At 61.4% G+C, this 15,935-nt stretch carries 13 protein-coding genes; 12 read left to right on the forward strand and 1 reads right to left on the reverse strand.

The window, feature by feature from the left end; genetic code table 11:
* Positions 1-14 precede the first annotated feature (14 nt).
* From EOB59_RS00735 to EOB59_RS00775, 9 genes are all read left to right on the forward strand, one after another.
* Positions 15-839: an ABC transporter ATP-binding protein gene (locus EOB59_RS00735; protein ID WP_127317773.1), complete on the forward strand. Its 825-nt coding sequence runs from the start codon at positions 15-17 to the stop codon at positions 837-839.
* Positions 836-1,564, forward strand: coding sequence for an ABC transporter ATP-binding protein (locus EOB59_RS00740; protein ID WP_127326892.1), 729 nt, complete (start codon positions 836-838; stop codon positions 1,562-1,564). The genes EOB59_RS00735 and EOB59_RS00740 overlap by 4 nt, the downstream gene beginning before the upstream one ends.
* Positions 1,565-1,568: 4 nt before the next feature.
* Positions 1,569-2,456: a branched-chain amino acid ABC transporter permease gene (locus EOB59_RS00745; RefSeq protein ID WP_127811222.1), complete on the forward strand. Its 888-nt coding sequence runs from the start codon at positions 1,569-1,571 to the stop codon at positions 2,454-2,456.
* Positions 2,457-2,464: 8 nt separating this feature from the next.
* Positions 2,465-3,550 carry a branched-chain amino acid ABC transporter permease gene (locus EOB59_RS00750; RefSeq protein WP_127396192.1) on the forward strand — a complete coding sequence of 362 codons (1,086 nt, stop codon included), beginning with the start codon at positions 2,465-2,467 and terminating at the stop codon, positions 3,548-3,550.
* Between the two features lie 10 nt (positions 3,551-3,560).
* Positions 3,561-5,144, forward strand: a complete 1,584-nt coding sequence (locus EOB59_RS00755; RefSeq protein ID WP_127811223.1) for a GMC family oxidoreductase N-terminal domain-containing protein — start codon at positions 3,561-3,563, stop codon at positions 5,142-5,144.
* Positions 5,145-5,152: 8 nt separating this feature from the next.
* Positions 5,153-6,253, forward strand: coding sequence for a class II histone deacetylase (locus EOB59_RS00760; RefSeq protein WP_127811224.1), 1,101 nt, complete (start codon positions 5,153-5,155; stop codon positions 6,251-6,253).
* Between the two features lie 1,056 nt (positions 6,254-7,309).
* The gene (locus EOB59_RS00765) at positions 7,310-8,524 is read left to right on the forward strand and encodes a glycosyltransferase family protein (protein ID WP_127396319.1); all 1,215 of its coding nucleotides are present in this window, start codon (positions 7,310-7,312) and stop codon (positions 8,522-8,524) included.
* A 1-nt stretch (position 8,525) separates the two neighbouring features.
* Complete coding sequence (locus EOB59_RS00770; RefSeq protein WP_127811225.1) at positions 8,526-9,770, forward strand: glycosyltransferase; 1,245 nt, start codon at positions 8,526-8,528, stop codon at positions 9,768-9,770.
* The gene (locus EOB59_RS00775; protein WP_127811226.1) at positions 9,767-10,918 is read left to right on the forward strand and encodes a glycosyltransferase family protein; all 1,152 of its coding nucleotides are present in this window, start codon (positions 9,767-9,769) and stop codon (positions 10,916-10,918) included. Before EOB59_RS00770 ends, EOB59_RS00775 begins: the two co-directional genes overlap by 4 nt.
* 37 nt (positions 10,919-10,955) lie before the next feature.
* Here EOB59_RS00775 and EOB59_RS00780 read toward each other — a convergent pair whose 3' ends face one another.
* Entirely contained in the window at positions 10,956-11,630 is a 675-nt protein-coding gene (locus tag EOB59_RS00780) for a class I SAM-dependent methyltransferase (RefSeq protein WP_164873903.1), read from the reverse strand.
* 230 nt (positions 11,631-11,860) lie between these two features.
* On the opposite strand from EOB59_RS00780, the gene EOB59_RS00785 reads away from it, so the two are divergent.
* Genes EOB59_RS00785 through EOB59_RS00795 form a run of 3 tightly spaced genes read left to right on the forward strand, consistent with a single transcriptional unit; the run spans position 11,861 to position 15,934 of the window.
* A complete protein-coding gene (locus EOB59_RS00785) occupies positions 11,861-14,575 on the forward strand; it encodes an ABC transporter ATP-binding protein (RefSeq protein ID WP_127326884.1) in 2,715 nt (904 codons plus the stop codon).
* 34 nt (positions 14,576-14,609) lie between these two features.
* Complete coding sequence (locus EOB59_RS00790) at positions 14,610-15,056, forward strand: cyclic nucleotide-binding domain-containing protein (protein ID WP_127292062.1); 447 nt, start codon at positions 14,610-14,612, stop codon at positions 15,054-15,056.
* A gap of 23 nt (positions 15,057-15,079) precedes the next feature.
* The gene (locus tag EOB59_RS00795; RefSeq protein WP_127811227.1) at positions 15,080-15,934 is read left to right on the forward strand and encodes an MBL fold metallo-hydrolase; all 855 of its coding nucleotides are present in this window, start codon (positions 15,080-15,082) and stop codon (positions 15,932-15,934) included.
* Position 15,935 lies beyond the last annotated feature (1 nt).

The following is a 15,935-nucleotide window of genomic DNA, read 5'->3' on the forward strand; positions in this document are numbered from 1 at the left end:
ATTGGGTGAGAAATATGACTGAGGCCGCCGGTCCGATGCTGGTTTGTGACAGTGTGGTCAAACGGTTCGGCTCGCTGGCCGCCGTCGACGGCGTGTCGATGGTGGTCAATGCGGGCGAGATCGTTGGCATTGGTGGGCCAAACGGCGCCGGCAAGACAACTTTCTTCGACGTGGTGACCGGGATCACGCCGGCCAGTGGCGGCCGGGTGCATTTCGGCGACACCGACATTTCGGCGCTTCCGGCCGACCGCATCTGCCAACTCGGCATCGCCCGCACCTTCCAGCTCAATGCCGCCTTCGACAGCTTGACCGTTCGCGAAAACATCGAGATCGCCGCGTATTTCGGCCGGCAGCGGCGAAGGCTGGCCGGCTTCCGCCTTGGCGAGGATGTCCGGCAGGCAACGATCGAAGCGCTGGACTTCGTCGGGCTTGCGGCCAAGGCCGACGAGACCGTGGCGCGGCTGCCGGTGCTCGACCGCAAGCTGCTGATGATTGCCGGCGCCATCGCCACCCGACCGAAAATGCTCTTCCTCGACGAGCCGGTGGGCGGGCTCAACGTCGCCGAGATCGACCAGATCATGGCGATGGTGCTGAAACTGCGCGACCAGGGACTGACCATCGTCCTGATCGAGCACGTCATGCGCTTTCTCCTGGCGCTCTCCAGCCGCGTGATCATCATGCACCATGGCAAGGTGATATTCGAAGGCCGGCCGGACAAGGTCGCCGAGGACCAGACCGTTGTCGAAACCTATCTCGGCCAGGGCACGCAGAAACGGCTGAAGAAATTCTTCGATGAGCAAGCTGCCGCGACGAATCCGGCGGTGGGGGGAACGCCATGACGGGCGCAGCCGCAAAACCACCTGTCCTGCAACTCGACGGCATCGTCTGCGGCTATGACGGACTCGACGTGCTCAAGGGCATTTCGCTGACCGTTCATGCCGGTGAATTCGTCACCGTCGTCGGCCCGAACGGCCATGGCAAGTCGACATTGCTCAAGACCATTTCCGGCCTGGTGCCGCTGCGCGGCGGTCAGATCAGCATCGACGGCCGGCGCCTGTCCGGCAAGCCGCATGAGACGGCGATGTTGGGCGTCGCCCACGTGCCGCAGGGCGATATGCTGTTCGCGCAGATGAGCGTGCTCGAAAACCTTTTGATGGGCGGCTATCTCGCGCCGGACAAGGCCGAGATCGCGCGTCGGCTGGACGAGGTCTACGCGCTTCTGCCGAAGCTTGCCGACCGTCGCAACCAGATCGCCTCGAGCCTGTCGGGCGGCGAACGGCGCATGGTCGGCATAGGCCGCGGCCTGATGATGGGCGGGCGCATCCTTTTGATCGACGAGCCGTCGCTTGGCCTCGCGCCACTGATCATCGATCAGGTCTACGACGTCATTTCGCAACTGAGCAAGGCTGGGCGCACGATCCTGCTGGTGGAGGAGAACCCGGCCCGGGTCGAGGACCTCGCCGACCGCCTGCATCTGCTCGACGACGGCGCCATCGTCTGGTCAGGCAAGCCCGCCGAACTGATGGCGCGCGACGAACTCCTCGCAACCTATCTCGGAGGCTGACGCCATGACCGACGTTCTCATGGCCATTCTCGTCGCCGGCTTCACCTCGGGCGCGCTCTATGCGCTGGCGACGGTCGGGCTGTCGCTGGTCTGGGGTTCGATGGGCATGCTCAACATGGCCCATGCGGCGATGCTGACGCTTGGCGGCTACGTCGCCTTCACGGTGATCACCTCGCTCGGCCTGCCGGTCGCGATCGGTTTCGCCGGTGCTATCGGCGCGGGTGCTTTGGCCGGCGCCATCCTCTATTTCGCGATCGTTCGCAATCTCCTGCAGAACGACAAATCGACATTCGAAGCCAACGTCATGATCGCCACGGTCGGCATCGGCATCGCCCTCGAGAATGCCATCCTCCTGACCTATGGCGGGCAGCCGCTGAAGCAGCCGGTTTCGATCGCCGGCGCCCTGCGCCTGGGGCCGCTGACGCTGCCTTGGCAAAACCTTCTGATCATCGCGGTGGTGGTCGTCATGATGGTGGTCGTCTCGGCGGCGCTCGGCCGCACGCGGATGGGTCGTGCGATCCGGGCGACGGCGCAGAACCGCGACGCGGCGCAACTCATGGGCGTCGCCGTCAACCGCGTCTACCTGCAGGTGCTGATGCTGTCGGGCGCGCTCGCCGGCATCTGCGGCGTCATGGTCTCGTCGATGACGCAATTGTCGCCGCCACTCGGCAACGACCCGATGCTGAAGGCCTTCATCATGTGCGTGGTCGCCGGTCTCGGCAATCTGCCGGGCGCCATCGCAGCAGCACTTGGGCTGGCGTTGCTCGAATCCTTCGTCCAGTACGCCTTGGGCGCCAGGTGGGGCTTTCCATCGCTGCTGTTCGTCGTCATTGCCGTGCTGATCTGGCGGCCGTCCGGCCTTTTCGGCCACGCCGAAATCCGGCGCATGTGAGGGTCATCATGACAGAGACACGTCCCCTGCCCCGTTTCTCCATGTCCCGCTCGGCCAGGACTGATCTTGCCATCAGCCTGATGCTGATCGCGGCGGCGATCGCGCTGCCGTTCCTGGTCGACAGCCGCTACATCCTTGGCCAGATCGTGCTGGCGCTGTTCTATGCGACGATCGCCTCGCAGTGGAACCTCCTGTTCGGCTTCTCGGGCATCTTCTCGCTGGCGCAAATGGCGATCTTTGCCTTCGGCGGCTATGCGACGGCGATGCTCTGCTTCTATTTCGGCTGGAACGTCTGGGCAGCACTTGTGCCTGGCGCGCTGGGCGCCGTGCTGTTCTCGCTGGTCGTCGGCCTCGCCTGCCTTCGCCTGACCGGCGTCTATGTGGCGCTGCTGACGCTGGCGATCGCCCAGACGATGTATCTGCTGATCGTCACCGACACCGAATGTTTCGTCATGGTCGGCTCCGTCTGCCGCCAGTTCACCGGCGGCGCCGTCGGCTTTGCCCGCTTCGGCGACCTCGGCACCAGGGCCTTGCTCCGAGCGCAGTGGCTGGTCGGCAATTACGCCATCATCGCGGTGCTGTTCGCGCTCACCATGGTCTTCACCTACGCGATCGTCAAAAGCCCGATCGGCCTTGCTTTCCGGGCGCTGAAGGACAATCCGGGCTATGCGGTGGCCCGCGGCGTCAACCGCTTCCAGGCGCAGCTTCTGGTGTTCGGCATCTCCGCCTTCTTCACCGGGCTGGCCGGCGGTTTCTATGCCGCGCATTTCCAGGCGATCGGCCCCGGTGTGCTGTCGATGTCGCAACTTATGTTCATCATCGCCATCGTCGTGGTCGGCGGCGTCGGCACGTTCTGGGGACCGCTGGTCGGGACGGTGGTGCTGGTGCTGGCTGACGAGTTGATGCGAGAGAGCGGCGAGTTCCGCACGCTCGGGCTCGGCCTGATCATCGCCCTGTCGGTGGTGCTGATGCCCAAGGGGCTGGTCGGCCGTTTTGGCGATCTCATCGACTGGCTCGGGCGCCGTCGCGCCAGCCCCGACAGCAAGCCAGCAGCAAGCAGCATTGTGCAAAGCCCGACCCCGGCCGGAAAGTGAGAGACTGACGATGTTCGATACGATCATAGTGGGCGCCGGCTCGGCCGGCTGCGTGCTGGCAAACCGGCTCAGCGCCGATCCTGCCCGCAAGGTGCTGCTGCTGGAGGCCGGGCGCGAGGCGCCGCTCGCCTCGGACGTGCCGTCGGACTGGCCGACCATGTTCAACACGGAAGTCGATTGGGGCTACTACACCGAGCCGCAGGCCGGCTGCCGCGGCAGGCGGGTGTTCTGGCCGCGCGGCAAGATGATCGGCGGCTCCGGCGCGCTGAACGCCATGATCTATATTCGCGGCCTGCCGTCCGACTATGATGGCTGGGCGGCGATGGGCTGCCCCGGCTGGGCGTGGGCTGACGTGCTGCCGGTGTTCAAGGCCAGTGAAAGCAATGCCGAACTCGGCAACGACCCGCTGCACGGCGCCGACGGGCCGCTGCATATCGGCAATGTCGGACATGTCGATCCCAACGAGCTTGCCTGGATCGAGGCCTGCAAGGCCGCAGGCTACAAGCAGAACCGCGATTTCAACGGCGTCGAGCAGGAAGGCGTCGGCCTGTTCCAGTTCACCATCAAGAATGGCGAACGCTGGGGCACCGGCAAGGCCTATCTGCGCCCGGCGCGGGAACGTCCCAACCTCACCGTGAAAACCGGTGTGCTGGCGACGGGCCTGATCGTCGAGAAGGGCCGGGTCAAGGGCATCCGCTATCTCGTCAATGGCGAACCTGAGACCGCTTTCGCCGACAGCGAGGTGGTGCTGTCTTCGGGCTCGATCGGCAGTTGCCAGTTGATGCTGCTTTCGGGCATCGGGCCGGCCGACGAACTCGCCCAGGTCGGCGTTGCTCCCGTGCACGACCTGCCGGGCGTGGGCAAGGATCTGCAGGACCACATCAACATTCCGATCACCTTCTATACCAAGGACAAGATCGGCGTCGGCGCCTGGACCGACGAGACGCTGCAGCGCGACTTCGCGGAATGGCAGACATCGCGCAGCGGCCCGCGTTCCTCACCCTGGGTGGCGGCGGGCGGCTTCGTCAAGAGCCGGCCCGATATCGAGCCGGACCTGCAGCTTTACGGCGCCATCAGCCCGCATCGCGACTATGTTCGGTTCCTTTCGTCCAGACCCGGCATCACGCTGCACACCACGCTGCAGCGGCCAGACAGCCGCGGCGAGATTCGCCTGCGCTCGGCCAATCCAATCGAATATCCGGCGATCGACCCACGTTACTTCATCAGCGACGAGGATGGCTCGGACATCGCCACGCTGGTCGAAGGCATCCGCATCAGCCGGCGCATCGCGGCGCAGTCGCCGCTTGCCGAAATGCTCGTCGGCGAAATCACGCCGAGCGCCGAATGCGAGAGCGACGCCGAGATCGCCCACTATATACGCGGCCACTGCACGACGCTCTATCACCCGACCAGCACCTGCCGCATGGGTTCAGATGCAATGGCCGTCGTCGATCCCACGTCGATGAAGGTTCATGGGCTGGACGGGCTTTGCATCGCTGACGCCTCGGTCTTTCCGAAAATGGTGTCGGGCAACACCAACGCGCCGACGATCATGATCGCCGAACGCGCCGCGTCAATGATCCAGGCGGGATGAGGCACGAGATGACGACGGGCTGGAATTTCCACGAACTCTATCTCTGGCACGAGACCGGCAATGCCGCGCAGTTCTTTCAGCCGAGCCTGACCATCGAGCCGGGCGAGCATGCGGAGAATGCCGACACGAAACGCCGATTCCGCAATCTGATGGAGGTTTCGGGCCTGACCGAGAAACTGTCTAAGATCGCCTCCGTCGCGGTGAGCGAGGATGACCTCGCCCTGTTTCACGACCGCGACTACATCAGCCGTATCAAGCTGCTCAGTGATGGGCGCGGCGGCGATGCGAGCTATCTCACCCCCTTCGGCCATGGCAGCTACGAGATCGCCTGTCTGGCTGCCGGCGGCACGGCAGCGGTGATGGATGCGGTGTTGAGCGGCGATGTCGACAATGGCTATGCGCTGGTGCGACCGCCCGGCCATCATGCCGAGCGCGGGCAAGGCATGGGCTTTTGCCTGTTCGGCAACGTTCCGGTCGCTATCCTGAAGAACCGGGCCAAACATGGCTTCGAGCGGGTCGCCAGCGTCGACTGGGATGTTCATCACGGCAACGGCACCCAGTCCGCCTTCTATTCGGACCCGTCGGTACTGACCATCTCGATCCATCAGGACGGGCTTTATCCGCATGACAGCGGTCTTCACAAGGAACGCGGCGAGGGCAAGGGCGAAGGCTACAACATCAATGTACCGCTGCCGGCCGGCTGCGGCCACGGCGCTTACATGTCCGTCTTCGAACGCGTCGTGCTACCGGCGCTCAATCGCTACAAGCCTGATCTCATCGTCGTGCCGTCGGGCTTCGACGCCTCGGCGGCCGATCCGCTGGGGCGCATGATGCTGCATAGCGGCAGCTACCGCGACATGACGCGGATGCTGATGCAGGCGGCGGACGACCTCTGCGGCGGGCGCCTGATGATGTCGCACGAAGGCGGCTATTCCGCCTCCTACGTTCCCTACTGTGGCCTGGCGGTGATGGAGCAGTTGTCCGGCATCAGGACGCATATCGACGACCCGTTCCTGCCGGTCTTCGAAAGCTATGCCGGCCAACCCTTGCAGCCACATCAGGCGGCCGCTGTTTCCAGGGCGGAGGAACTTTTGGGCGGCATCGCCTAGAATTCTGATTGCGGTCAGCCGATGAGGCGATCTCAAGACACACCGGCGGCCAATCTCGCAAATGCGGGCATGCGCTGACGGTAGGCTAATGCATGTCGCCCAAAAGTTCCGGTTTGGGACAACGACATGCACGAAAACAAAGACTTAAAGCGCGTCGTTTTTTGCGAGAAACTACGCCGGAGCACTCCCGACTACGCTGACCCCTACTCCCACTCGATTGTTCAAACAGCCTATAACTAATTGAAATTACACTAGGATGTTTCCATAGCCCCATAAGAGACCGACCAGAGCCGTCAAAAAATTACGCTTTGGTTCTAAAGGGAAATCGCCGCAAAGAATTTTTCCAGGGTTCACCAACTATCGGGACCAATTGGGCGATTTTTGTACCTCAAGACGTTCGACGGCCCTGCCCAAGCCGTTTAAAAAAGGTACCGTCACCGCTCCAATAAGGCATTGGCATGGGTCATAATGATCGACAAGCAACCGGTGTCGCACACACCCTGCTGCGGGCGGTGTGGCGCGACCGCTCGCATCCACTCGATTATTGCTAAAATTCCGGCTAGCTTGGCGACAGATGGCTCAATTTCTGGTCGGTGAATCACAATCAGACCGCCCTTCAAGAGAATAATGGGCGGCACCTTTGGTCCAAGGCGAGTGCAATGGCGCACGAATGAGCTCTACAACAATGCGCCGTGCGACGCCCAGCGACCTTGTCCTTTCGTATACCGATCAAGCAATTGGCTGTATGGGCAAGATAGGGGAAATCGTTTTTAGCAATCCGGATTGGAATCAAGAGGGATGACTTCTGCCTATTTTTTTGACATCGTTTTCCTCCTCGATCCATCCCACAATACAACAGGAAGTCTCTGCTCACTCCTCGCGGCGATATTCGCCAACCCACCTAGTTCCGGACTGGCGATCAGAAAGCATATCTGAACGGCATTCCATAGAAGCGATATAAATTGAAATTGCGGCCATGTGTTTCACACCCGGGATGGTTTCGAAGCCGGGGGGCGCTCACGGTCTCAAGGCGAGAATTTTAAGAGACGTTCAAGAATGACCCAGCACGCAGAAAACGCTCGAATTCTCATGTACAGCCACGACACGTTCGGGCTCGGCCACTTGCAGCGCTGCCGGACTATTGCGCATTCGCTAGTCGAGGATTTCCGTGGGCTTCAGGTGCTTATCATTTCGGGTGCGACTATCGCCGGCGCCTTCGACTACCGCGCCCGTGTCGACTTCGTGAAGATCCCCAGCGTCATCAAGTTGCGCAACGGCGAATACACCTCGTTGGAAAAGGACATCGATCTGCATGAGACGCTAAGGATGCGTCAGTCGATCATCCGCCACACAGCCGAGACCTTCCGGCCGGATATCTTCATCGTCGACAAGGAACCGCTCGGCCTACGCGGTGAGATTGAGGACACGCTGTCCTACCTCAAGACCCGGGGCACCACGCTGGTGCTTGGCCTGCGCGAGGTGATGGATGCACCGCATCTGCTCGAAGCAGAGTGGGCTCGCAGGGATGTGATGCGCAAGATAGGCCTGTTCTACGACAAGGTCTGGGCCTATGGCCCGCCGGATTTCTACGACCCATTGACCGGCTTGGATGTGCCGCCGGCTGTCAGGGCAAAAATGAGATTCGTCGGTTTCCTGCAACGGAGCTTGCAGCGGAACCAGTTGCCCGGCCACCGGCCAGAGGGCGACTATATCCTGGTTACCACCGGTGGCGGCGGCGACGGGGCCGAATTGATTCACGACGTCATCGACGCTTATCAGCAGGATCCGAAATTGCAGCACAAGGCGCTGATCGTGCTTGGGCCTTACATGCCGGCTCGCAAGCGCAATAAGTTGCTGAAGAAGGGTGCCACGATCCCCTACATCAAGATTATCGAGTTCGACAACCGCATGGAAGACCTGATTGCCGGCGCCAAGGCGGTAGTGGCGATGGGCGGTTACAACACCTATTGCGAGATACTTTCTTTCGACAAGCCGGCGCTCATCGTGCCGCGCATCGAACCCCGCCAGGAACAACTGATCCGCGCGCGGCGCGCGGCCGAACTGGGCCTCATCGAAATGCTTTTGCCGGAGGAAGCCAAGGACTCCCAGCGGTTTGCCGATGCACTGGTGGCGCTGCCGAATCGGCCTCGTCCATCCCAGAGTAATCCACATCTGACCCTGGAAGGGCTCCCTCATATTTCCGAAATCGTCGCGGAACTGCTCGACCGGCAGGCTGGCCCTCACCTTTCGGTTATTGAAGGCATGAACTGAGTTGCAACATCGCAAGATCGTCGTGGTTCTGAAGGGTTATCCGCGGCTGTCGGAAACCTTCATCGCGCAGGAACTGCTCGGACTGGAGCGTGCGGGGTTCGATCTGATACTCGTTGCGCTCAGGCGGCCGACCGACGCAAAACGCCACCCCGTGCATGACGAGATCAAAGCGCCCGTCCATTATCTGCCGGAATATCTGCATGAAGAGCCGCTGCGCGTGGTTCGCTCGCTTTCTGCTTGTTTGCAGCGGCCGGGCTTCTGGCGTGCACTGGGATCGCTGGCCGTCGATATGCCGCGCGACTTTACGCGCAATCGCGCGCGCCGTTTCGGGCAAGCGCTCGTGCTAGCGGCCGAATGGCCCGAAGACGCGGTATGGCTGCATGCGCATTTCGCGCACACGCCGGCATCGGTGACGCGCTATGCCAGCCAGCTTCTTGGTCTGCCCTGGAGCTGCTCGGCCCATGCCAAGGACATCTGGACTTCGGCGGATTGGGATCTGGCCAGCAAGCTTTCCTCGGCGCGCTGGACGGTAACTTGCACGAAAACGGGCTTCGACCGTCTGAAAAAACTCGCCGACGGCAACTCGTCAGTGCATTTGAGCTATCATGGGCTCGACCTTGATCGCTTCGGCATTTTCGGCGAGGCACGAAAACAGCATGACGGCTCGGCGCCGGACGAACCGGTTATCGTTCTGAGTGTCGGGCGCGCCGTTGCAAAGAAAGGTTTCGACACCTTGCTGGAGGCCCTTGCCCTCTTGCCCGGTGATTTAGCGTGGCGTTTCGAGCATATTGGCGGCGGCGAGGAATTGGAGCGGCTCAAGGCGTTGGCGCAAAAACTCGGACTGGATGGTCGCATCTCTTGGAAAGGCGCGCTCGCGCAGGAAGAGGTGCTTGAGCACTACCGCCGCGCCGATATCTTCGCCCTGGCCTGCAGGATCACCGCAAATGGCGACCGCGATGGTCTGCCGAATGTTCTGGTGGAGGCGGCCAGCCAGCGGCTTGCCTGCGTGTCGACCGATGTTTCCGGCGTGCCGGAGCTTTTATCGCCGGATGAAACCGGGCTACTGGTTCCGACGGAAAACCCAATTGCCCTGGCACAGGCGCTGGAGCGACTGATCCGTGATCCCGTGCTGCGTGCCCGCCTCGGCGACACCGCAGAGGCGCGCGTGCGCGGCAATTTCGATCACATGGCAAGCATTGGACAGCTCAAGGAGCTGTTCGAACGGGAGTGGCGGGCCGCCGAATGAAGCGGCTGCGCGCTTTCTTCTATGTCCAGCACCTGCTCGGCATCGGCCATCTCGCGCGCTCCAGCCGCGTCGCGGCGGCTCTGGTCGATGACGGGTTTGACGTAACCATCGTCACTGGCGGAGCGCCGGTCGCGGGGTTTCCGGGATTGGGGGCAATATCTGTAACCCTGCCATCTGTTACCTCCGGTGATGAAGGATTTTCCGGTCTTGTCGACCTGCAGGGCAAGCCCATTGACGATGATTTCAAGAAACGGCGTTCAGAGATGCTGCTGCAGGCATTCCGGGATTGCAGGCCTGATATCGTCATTGTCGAGGCGTTTCCATTTGGGCGCCGGCAGATGCGTTTCGAACTCTTGCCGCTGATCGAGGCCATCGACGCGGCGTCGCCCAGACCGCTGCTGGTGACGTCCGTCCGTGATATCCTTCAGGAGCGCGTCAAGCCGGGCCGAAACGAGGAAACGGTCGATCTCGTTAACAGGCATTTTGACCTTGTCATGGTCCATGGCGATCCGGCTTTCGCAACCCTAGACAAGACATTTCCACTGGCGGGAGCGATCAGGGCCGAGGTTGCGTACACAGGGCTCGTTGCCGCGCCACCAGCGCCCGCGGCCTCCGAGCGTTTCGACGTTGTGGTGTCGGTTGGCGGCGGAGCCGCCGGAAAGAGCCTTGTCCGGTCCACCATCGCATCAGCGCGGAATGCCGACAACGCCTGGAAATGGTGTCTGATCACCGGCCCAAACCTGCCGAAGGACGAGTTTGACGCGATTACACGCGATGCCACGCCGGGCCTGTCCATCTTTCGGTTTCGCGAGGATTTCGCCAGCTTGCTGACCGGCGCCCGCCTGTCGGTCTCGCAGGCGGGTTACAACACTGTCTGCGATGTCCTTCGCGCGCGCTGTCGCTCGCTGCTCGTTCCCTTTGCAGCCGGCGGGGAAACGGAACAGACGGTTCGAGCCCTGATGCTCGAAGAACTCGGTCTTGCAACGGTGCGGATGGAAAAGGACCTGACGCCTGAGTGTCTGGCGCAAGCGATCGAACAGGCGCTTGCGGGACCGACGCCAGCCGCGCATCGTCTCGATCTGGAAGGCGCCCGTCACTCGGCGCAAATCCTGCGCGAGCGGCATCGAACCTGGTCCTCGAAATCCTAGCGCAGGTCATATCTCGGTTGGATTCGCGCAACGCGCTTCAAACAGTTCCAATCAGCATGAAGCGGGTATATTTTTTTGTCGGCAGTTCGCCGGAGAACCTGATCTCCCGTAGCGCCACCATTGCTTCGAAGGCTGCAAGCGAAGCCACGCAGTTGATGTGCGTCGGCTCGCTGAAGTAATCGTTCGATTGCAGTAGCACCTTCGTGCCCCGCGGAAGCAGGGCAAGCCAGGCACCCAGGTCGGCTATGTGTTCGCAGCTCGTATTGACCACCAGGTCGGGCCGACCGGCCGCATAGTCGAGTGCGTACATATCTTCCGTCAGCGCCCGGAAGCGGTCGCCGGCTTCCCGGTTGAGGGTCCGGGCGACCGGCCCGACTTCAGGATCGATGTCGATGCTGTCGATCGCCGCAATGTCGAAACGGGCGTCGTTGAAAAGCATTGCCGGCAATACGCCGTACCATCCGCCCAGAACCCATATGCGCCCGAACCGGCCGCCGTCGTTTTCGAACAGCTTGTCGAGCGCCCACATCTTGCAGGCGACCTGCTTGTGGTTGAAGGCGTTGGCGATATCGGCAGTCGGATACTTGGCGATGACCCGCGCCAGCCCGGCGACAAGAGGGTGGTCGACATAGGCGGCAATTCCCCGGGCGAGGTCCAAGGCTTGTTCGTGCCCGTCAATGCCGGCATTGCGTGCTTGCGTGACATCCATCATATTCGTCTTCTATGTTGGGATTTCGGGCTACACAACGCAATATTGCCTCACCCAAGGCTGTTCGACTTGCGGATGAGACTATGCCACCAGCCGTTTCGCCGTTGCACGGTCACGAAGGGGGCCGGTTGCGTCTGTCCGGACCAGCGGCGTCCATCCGCGAAGACATTGCCGATACATCGTTTGCCAGCAGGTGCTTTCACCGCCTGCTTCCTCCAAACTGACAGCCGCATATGGAACCCAGCCTAGCCCGCTATATCTGGACGCACACCCGGAAGCAGCAGATCTGGATATTGATGATCGTCCTGCTTTCGATGATCCCATATTTCATGTCCTTCGACCTGCCGAAGCTGATCGTCAACGGCCCGATCCAGGGGAAGGGGTTCGAGCAACCCGGCGCGACCCTGCCCTTCATGAAATTGCACTATAACCTGCCGTTCATTGGCGAGGTCCAGTTCTTCTCCGGTTTTCAGCTGGACCGCAAGGAGACGCTGCTTGCCCTGAGCCTTGTGTTCCTCTTGCTGGTCGTCATCAACGGCCTGTTCAAACTCTACATCAACACCTACAAGGGCCGCCTCGGCGAACGCATGCTGCGGCGTATTCGCTTCGATCTGATCGATCGTGTGCTGCGGTTTCCGCCGATTTACTTCAAGCGGGTGAAATCCGCCGAAGTGGCGACCATGGTGAAGGATGAGGTGGAGCCGCTGGGCGGCTTTATCGGCGATGCCTTCCTGCAGCCGGTGCTGCTCGGCGGCCAGGCGCTGACGGCCATGCTGTTCATCATGGTCCAGAACGTCTGGCTCGGAATGATAGCGATGGTGATCGTGATCATCCAGATCGTACTCATCCCGCGGATGCGGCGGCGGCTGCTCGTGCTTGGGCGCCAACGGCAGTTGACGGCGCGCGCGCTTTCCGGCCGGGTTGGCGAAATCGTCGACGGTATCGGCGCGGTTCACGTCCACGACACGTCGAACTACGAGCGCGCCGACATAGCTGCTAGGCTAGGGCTCATCTTCAAGATCCGCTTCGATCTTTACCAATGGAAATTCATGGTAAAGTTCCTCAACAATTTTCTCGCACAGCTCACGCCCTTTCTGTTCTACATGATCGGCGGGTATCTGGTCATAGGGGGCCGGCTGGACGTCGGTCAGCTCGTGGCGGTGATCGGAGCCTACAAGGACCTGCCCGGACCGATGAAGGAGCTGATCGACTGGGATCAGGATCGGCAGGATGTCCAGGTCAAATATCAGCAGGTCGTTGAACAGTTCACCGTCGAGGATATCATTGCGCCGGGAATCGCGGCACTGGCGATCGACGATCCCGGTCCGATGACAAACCCGCTGTCGGCGGTCGGTCTGTCCATGGCAGACGATGGCGGTGCAATGCTCCTCAACCGTGTCTCCATGCAGGTCAAGCCGGCTGAGACGGTGGCGCTGGTCAGCACCCCGACAGGCGGAGCAGAGGCGCTAGCAGAAGCCTTCGCGCGGCTGAACTGGCCAGAGAGTGGAAAGGTCGCTTCGGGCGCCGATGACCTGCTTGAACTCCCCGAAGCCGTGACCGGCCGGCGCATGTCCTACGCCTCGTCGGATGTTTTCCTGTTCCAAGCAAGCCTGCGCGATAACTTGCTCTACGGGTTGAAGCATGCACCGCTGACATCGGTGACTTATGACGGCACCGCGGCAGACCAGCAGCGCTGGAACATGGACGAGGCGCGCCGGTCGGGCAATCCGGATTTCGACGTCCACAGCGACTGGATCGACTATGCTTCCGCCGGTGCTACCGGCCCGCACGACCTCTTTGAAGCGGTGCGCCGGGTGCTCGACGCGGTTCTTCTGTCGCGCGACATTCTGGATCTTGGCTTGCGCTCTTCGGCCGACCTCACGCGTCACACGAAGCTCGCCGGGCGGATCGTCGAACTGCGTGCAGCGCTGCGAACCCGGCTCGAACAGGAAGGGCTGCGCGAACTGGTGGTTCCTTTCGAGCCGGGCGCTTACAACACGGAAGCGACGATCGGCCAGAACCTGCTTTTCGGCGCCGCCGCCGGCCCCGAACTGGCCGACAAGGCTCTGGCGGCCAATCCCTACTTTGCTTCCGTGCTGAAGCAGGCCGGCCTCGACAGCACGCTCTACGAGATGGGCATGGAGATCGCCGAACAGGCGATCGAGCTGTTTGCCGACCTGCCGCCAGATCACCAGTTCTTCCAGCAGCTCGCCTTCATGAGCGCCGAGGAGATCCCCGCCTACGAGACCTTGCTGCAGCGGCTCAAGAACCGCCCCTACGAGGCGGTTTCGGAGGCCGACCGCGCCATGATCATCACCTTGAGCTTTGCCTATATCGAGCCCCGGCACCGCTTCGGCCTGCTGACCGACGAGTTGATGAGCAAGATCGTCGCCGCACGCAACCGGTTCTATGAAAACCTGCCGCCCGAGCTGCACAACGCGATCGAACGGTATGATCCTGCCAAATACATTGCGGCGGCCACCGTCATGGACAATGTCCTGTTCGGCCGTGTGGGAAACAACCATCCCGACGCGCCGGACCGCATACGCTCCATCGTCTATGACATTCTTGACGAGCTGGGGCTTTATGCCGAGCTTCTGGATGTCGGCCTGGACTTCAACGTCGGCGCCGGTGGAAGGCGGCTGACCAGCGGACAGCGACAGAAGCTCGATGTTGCCCGGGCTCTGCTCAAGCGTCCCGATTTTCTCATTCTCAACCGGCCGCTGTCGGCGCTCGACCAGCGCGTTCAGGACAAGGTGCTGCGAAACGTGCTCGAGGAAGCCAGACGCGACGGCCATTCGCCGGCAATTGTGTGGGTCGTGACGAGTCCGGCAATGGCGATGATGTTCGATCGCGTTATCGTCTTTGACTCGGGGCAATTGGTGGAAGACGGTACACACGAGACACTTTTGGCAGAGAACGGTATCTTCAAGGAACTTCTGTCATAGTCTGGCAGACGCGAATTTAGGAAGGTTTGCGACAATGCTGCTCAAGGATGAAGTTGGAATGCTGCAACGCGTTCCCTTGTTCTCCGGCATTGAGCCGGCAAAGCTCAAGCTGCTCGCGTTCACATCCGATCGCGTGAATTACAGCGCCGGCCAGATTCTTTTCCGGCAGGGCGACGAGGCAGACGCTGCCTATGTCATCCTTTCAGGCAGGGCGGATATTCTGGTCGATTCCGACAGCGGGCCGATAAAGGTTGCCGAACTGCTGCCAAATTCGATCGTCGGCGAGATCGCCATATTGTGCAACAGCTCCCGCACTGCCACCGTCAGCGCGGCAAGTGATCTGGAGGCCTTGAGAATCCGCAAGGATCATTTCCTGAGGCTTATGAAGGAGTTCCCGGAAATGACCATCGAGATATTGCGGGTTCTTGCCGATCGGCTAAGCCATACGACCGCGGATCTGATCGACGCACGAAGCGCCTAGAGCTATGATGAGCGAAAGGTAGCATGGACGACGATTTTTTCCTGGTCAGATTTTGGGGCGTGCGCGGCAGCATTGCTGTATCCGGGCCAGAATTCGCTCGCTATGGCGGCAACACAATCTGCATTGAGATGCGATGCGGCAAGCATACGCTTCTGTTCGACGCAGGCTCTGGCCTGCGGCCTGCCGGTAGGGCGCTTCAGGCGTCGGATGTAACCGATTTCGACCTGCTTTTCACCCATTGCCATTACGATCACATCATCGGGCTGCCGGCTTTTGCGCCTATCTTCGACCCGAGCGTCAAACTTACGCTTTGGTCCGGGCATCTTGCAGGACGCATGACGACCCGGCAGATTATCGATGAGTTCATACGGCCGCCGTGGTTTCCGGTGAAAATGAACGTCTGCAAGGCAAATCTCGACTGCCGCGATTTTGTATCCGGAGACGTGCTTCGGCCGCGCGAAGGGGTGGTGGTTCGGACCGGCAGTCTCGCCCATCCGGGAGGCTGCATAGGCTACCGGATCGAATGGGGCGGCCGCGTCGTGGCGGTGATCACCGACACCGAGCACGAGCCGGACAAACTCGATCAGTCGGTGCTCGACCTGATCGAAGATGCCGACCTCGTCATTTACGATTGCACCTACACCGAGAAGGAAATGGAACGCCGCCGCGGTAACGGGCACTCGACATGGCAACAGGGCGTCAAGCTCTGTGAGGCTGCTGGTGCACGGGCGCTTGCGCTGTTTCACCACGATCCGACACGCACCGACGAGCAACTGGACGAGATGGAGAAGCTGGCCAAGGACAGGTTTGCCGGCGCTTTTGCCGCGCGGGATGGCCAGATGCTCAAATTCCCGGTCTCATCGCACAGAAAGCGCTGAG

The sequence above is a fragment of the Mesorhizobium sp. M7A.F.Ca.MR.176.00.0.0 genome (genome assembly GCF_004023165.1).
Lineage (GTDB): Bacteria > Pseudomonadota > Alphaproteobacteria > Rhizobiales > Rhizobiaceae > Mesorhizobium.

Excerpts from the sequence above, each read along its gene's own strand:
- EOB59_RS00740 (WP_127326892.1), top strand. The coding sequence starts at position 836 with ATGACGGGCGCAGCCGCAAAACCACCTGTCCTGCAACTCGACGGCATC.
- EOB59_RS00795 (WP_127811227.1), top strand. The coding sequence starts at position 15,080 with ATGGACGACGATTTTTTCCTGGTCAGATTTTGGGGCGTGCGCGGCAGC.
- EOB59_RS00780 (WP_164873903.1), bottom strand. The coding sequence starts at position 11,630 with ATGATGGATGTCACGCAAGCACGCAATGCCGGCATTGACGGGCACGAA.
- EOB59_RS00775 (WP_127811226.1), top strand. The coding sequence starts at position 9,767 with ATGAAGCGGCTGCGCGCTTTCTTCTATGTCCAGCACCTGCTCGGCATC.
- EOB59_RS00745 (WP_127811222.1), top strand. The coding sequence starts at position 1,569 with ATGACCGACGTTCTCATGGCCATTCTCGTCGCCGGCTTCACCTCGGGC.
- EOB59_RS00790 (WP_127292062.1), top strand. The coding sequence starts at position 14,610 with ATGCTGCTCAAGGATGAAGTTGGAATGCTGCAACGCGTTCCCTTGTTC.
- EOB59_RS00785 (WP_127326884.1), top strand. The coding sequence starts at position 11,861 with ATGGAACCCAGCCTAGCCCGCTATATCTGGACGCACACCCGGAAGCAG.
- EOB59_RS00735 (WP_127317773.1), top strand. The coding sequence starts at position 15 with ATGACTGAGGCCGCCGGTCCGATGCTGGTTTGTGACAGTGTGGTCAAA.
- EOB59_RS00755 (WP_127811223.1), top strand. The coding sequence starts at position 3,561 with ATGTTCGATACGATCATAGTGGGCGCCGGCTCGGCCGGCTGCGTGCTG.
- EOB59_RS00765 (WP_127396319.1), top strand. The coding sequence starts at position 7,310 with ATGACCCAGCACGCAGAAAACGCTCGAATTCTCATGTACAGCCACGAC.
- EOB59_RS00760 (WP_127811224.1), top strand. The coding sequence starts at position 5,153 with ATGACGACGGGCTGGAATTTCCACGAACTCTATCTCTGGCACGAGACC.
- EOB59_RS00750 (WP_127396192.1), top strand. The coding sequence starts at position 2,465 with ATGACAGAGACACGTCCCCTGCCCCGTTTCTCCATGTCCCGCTCGGCC.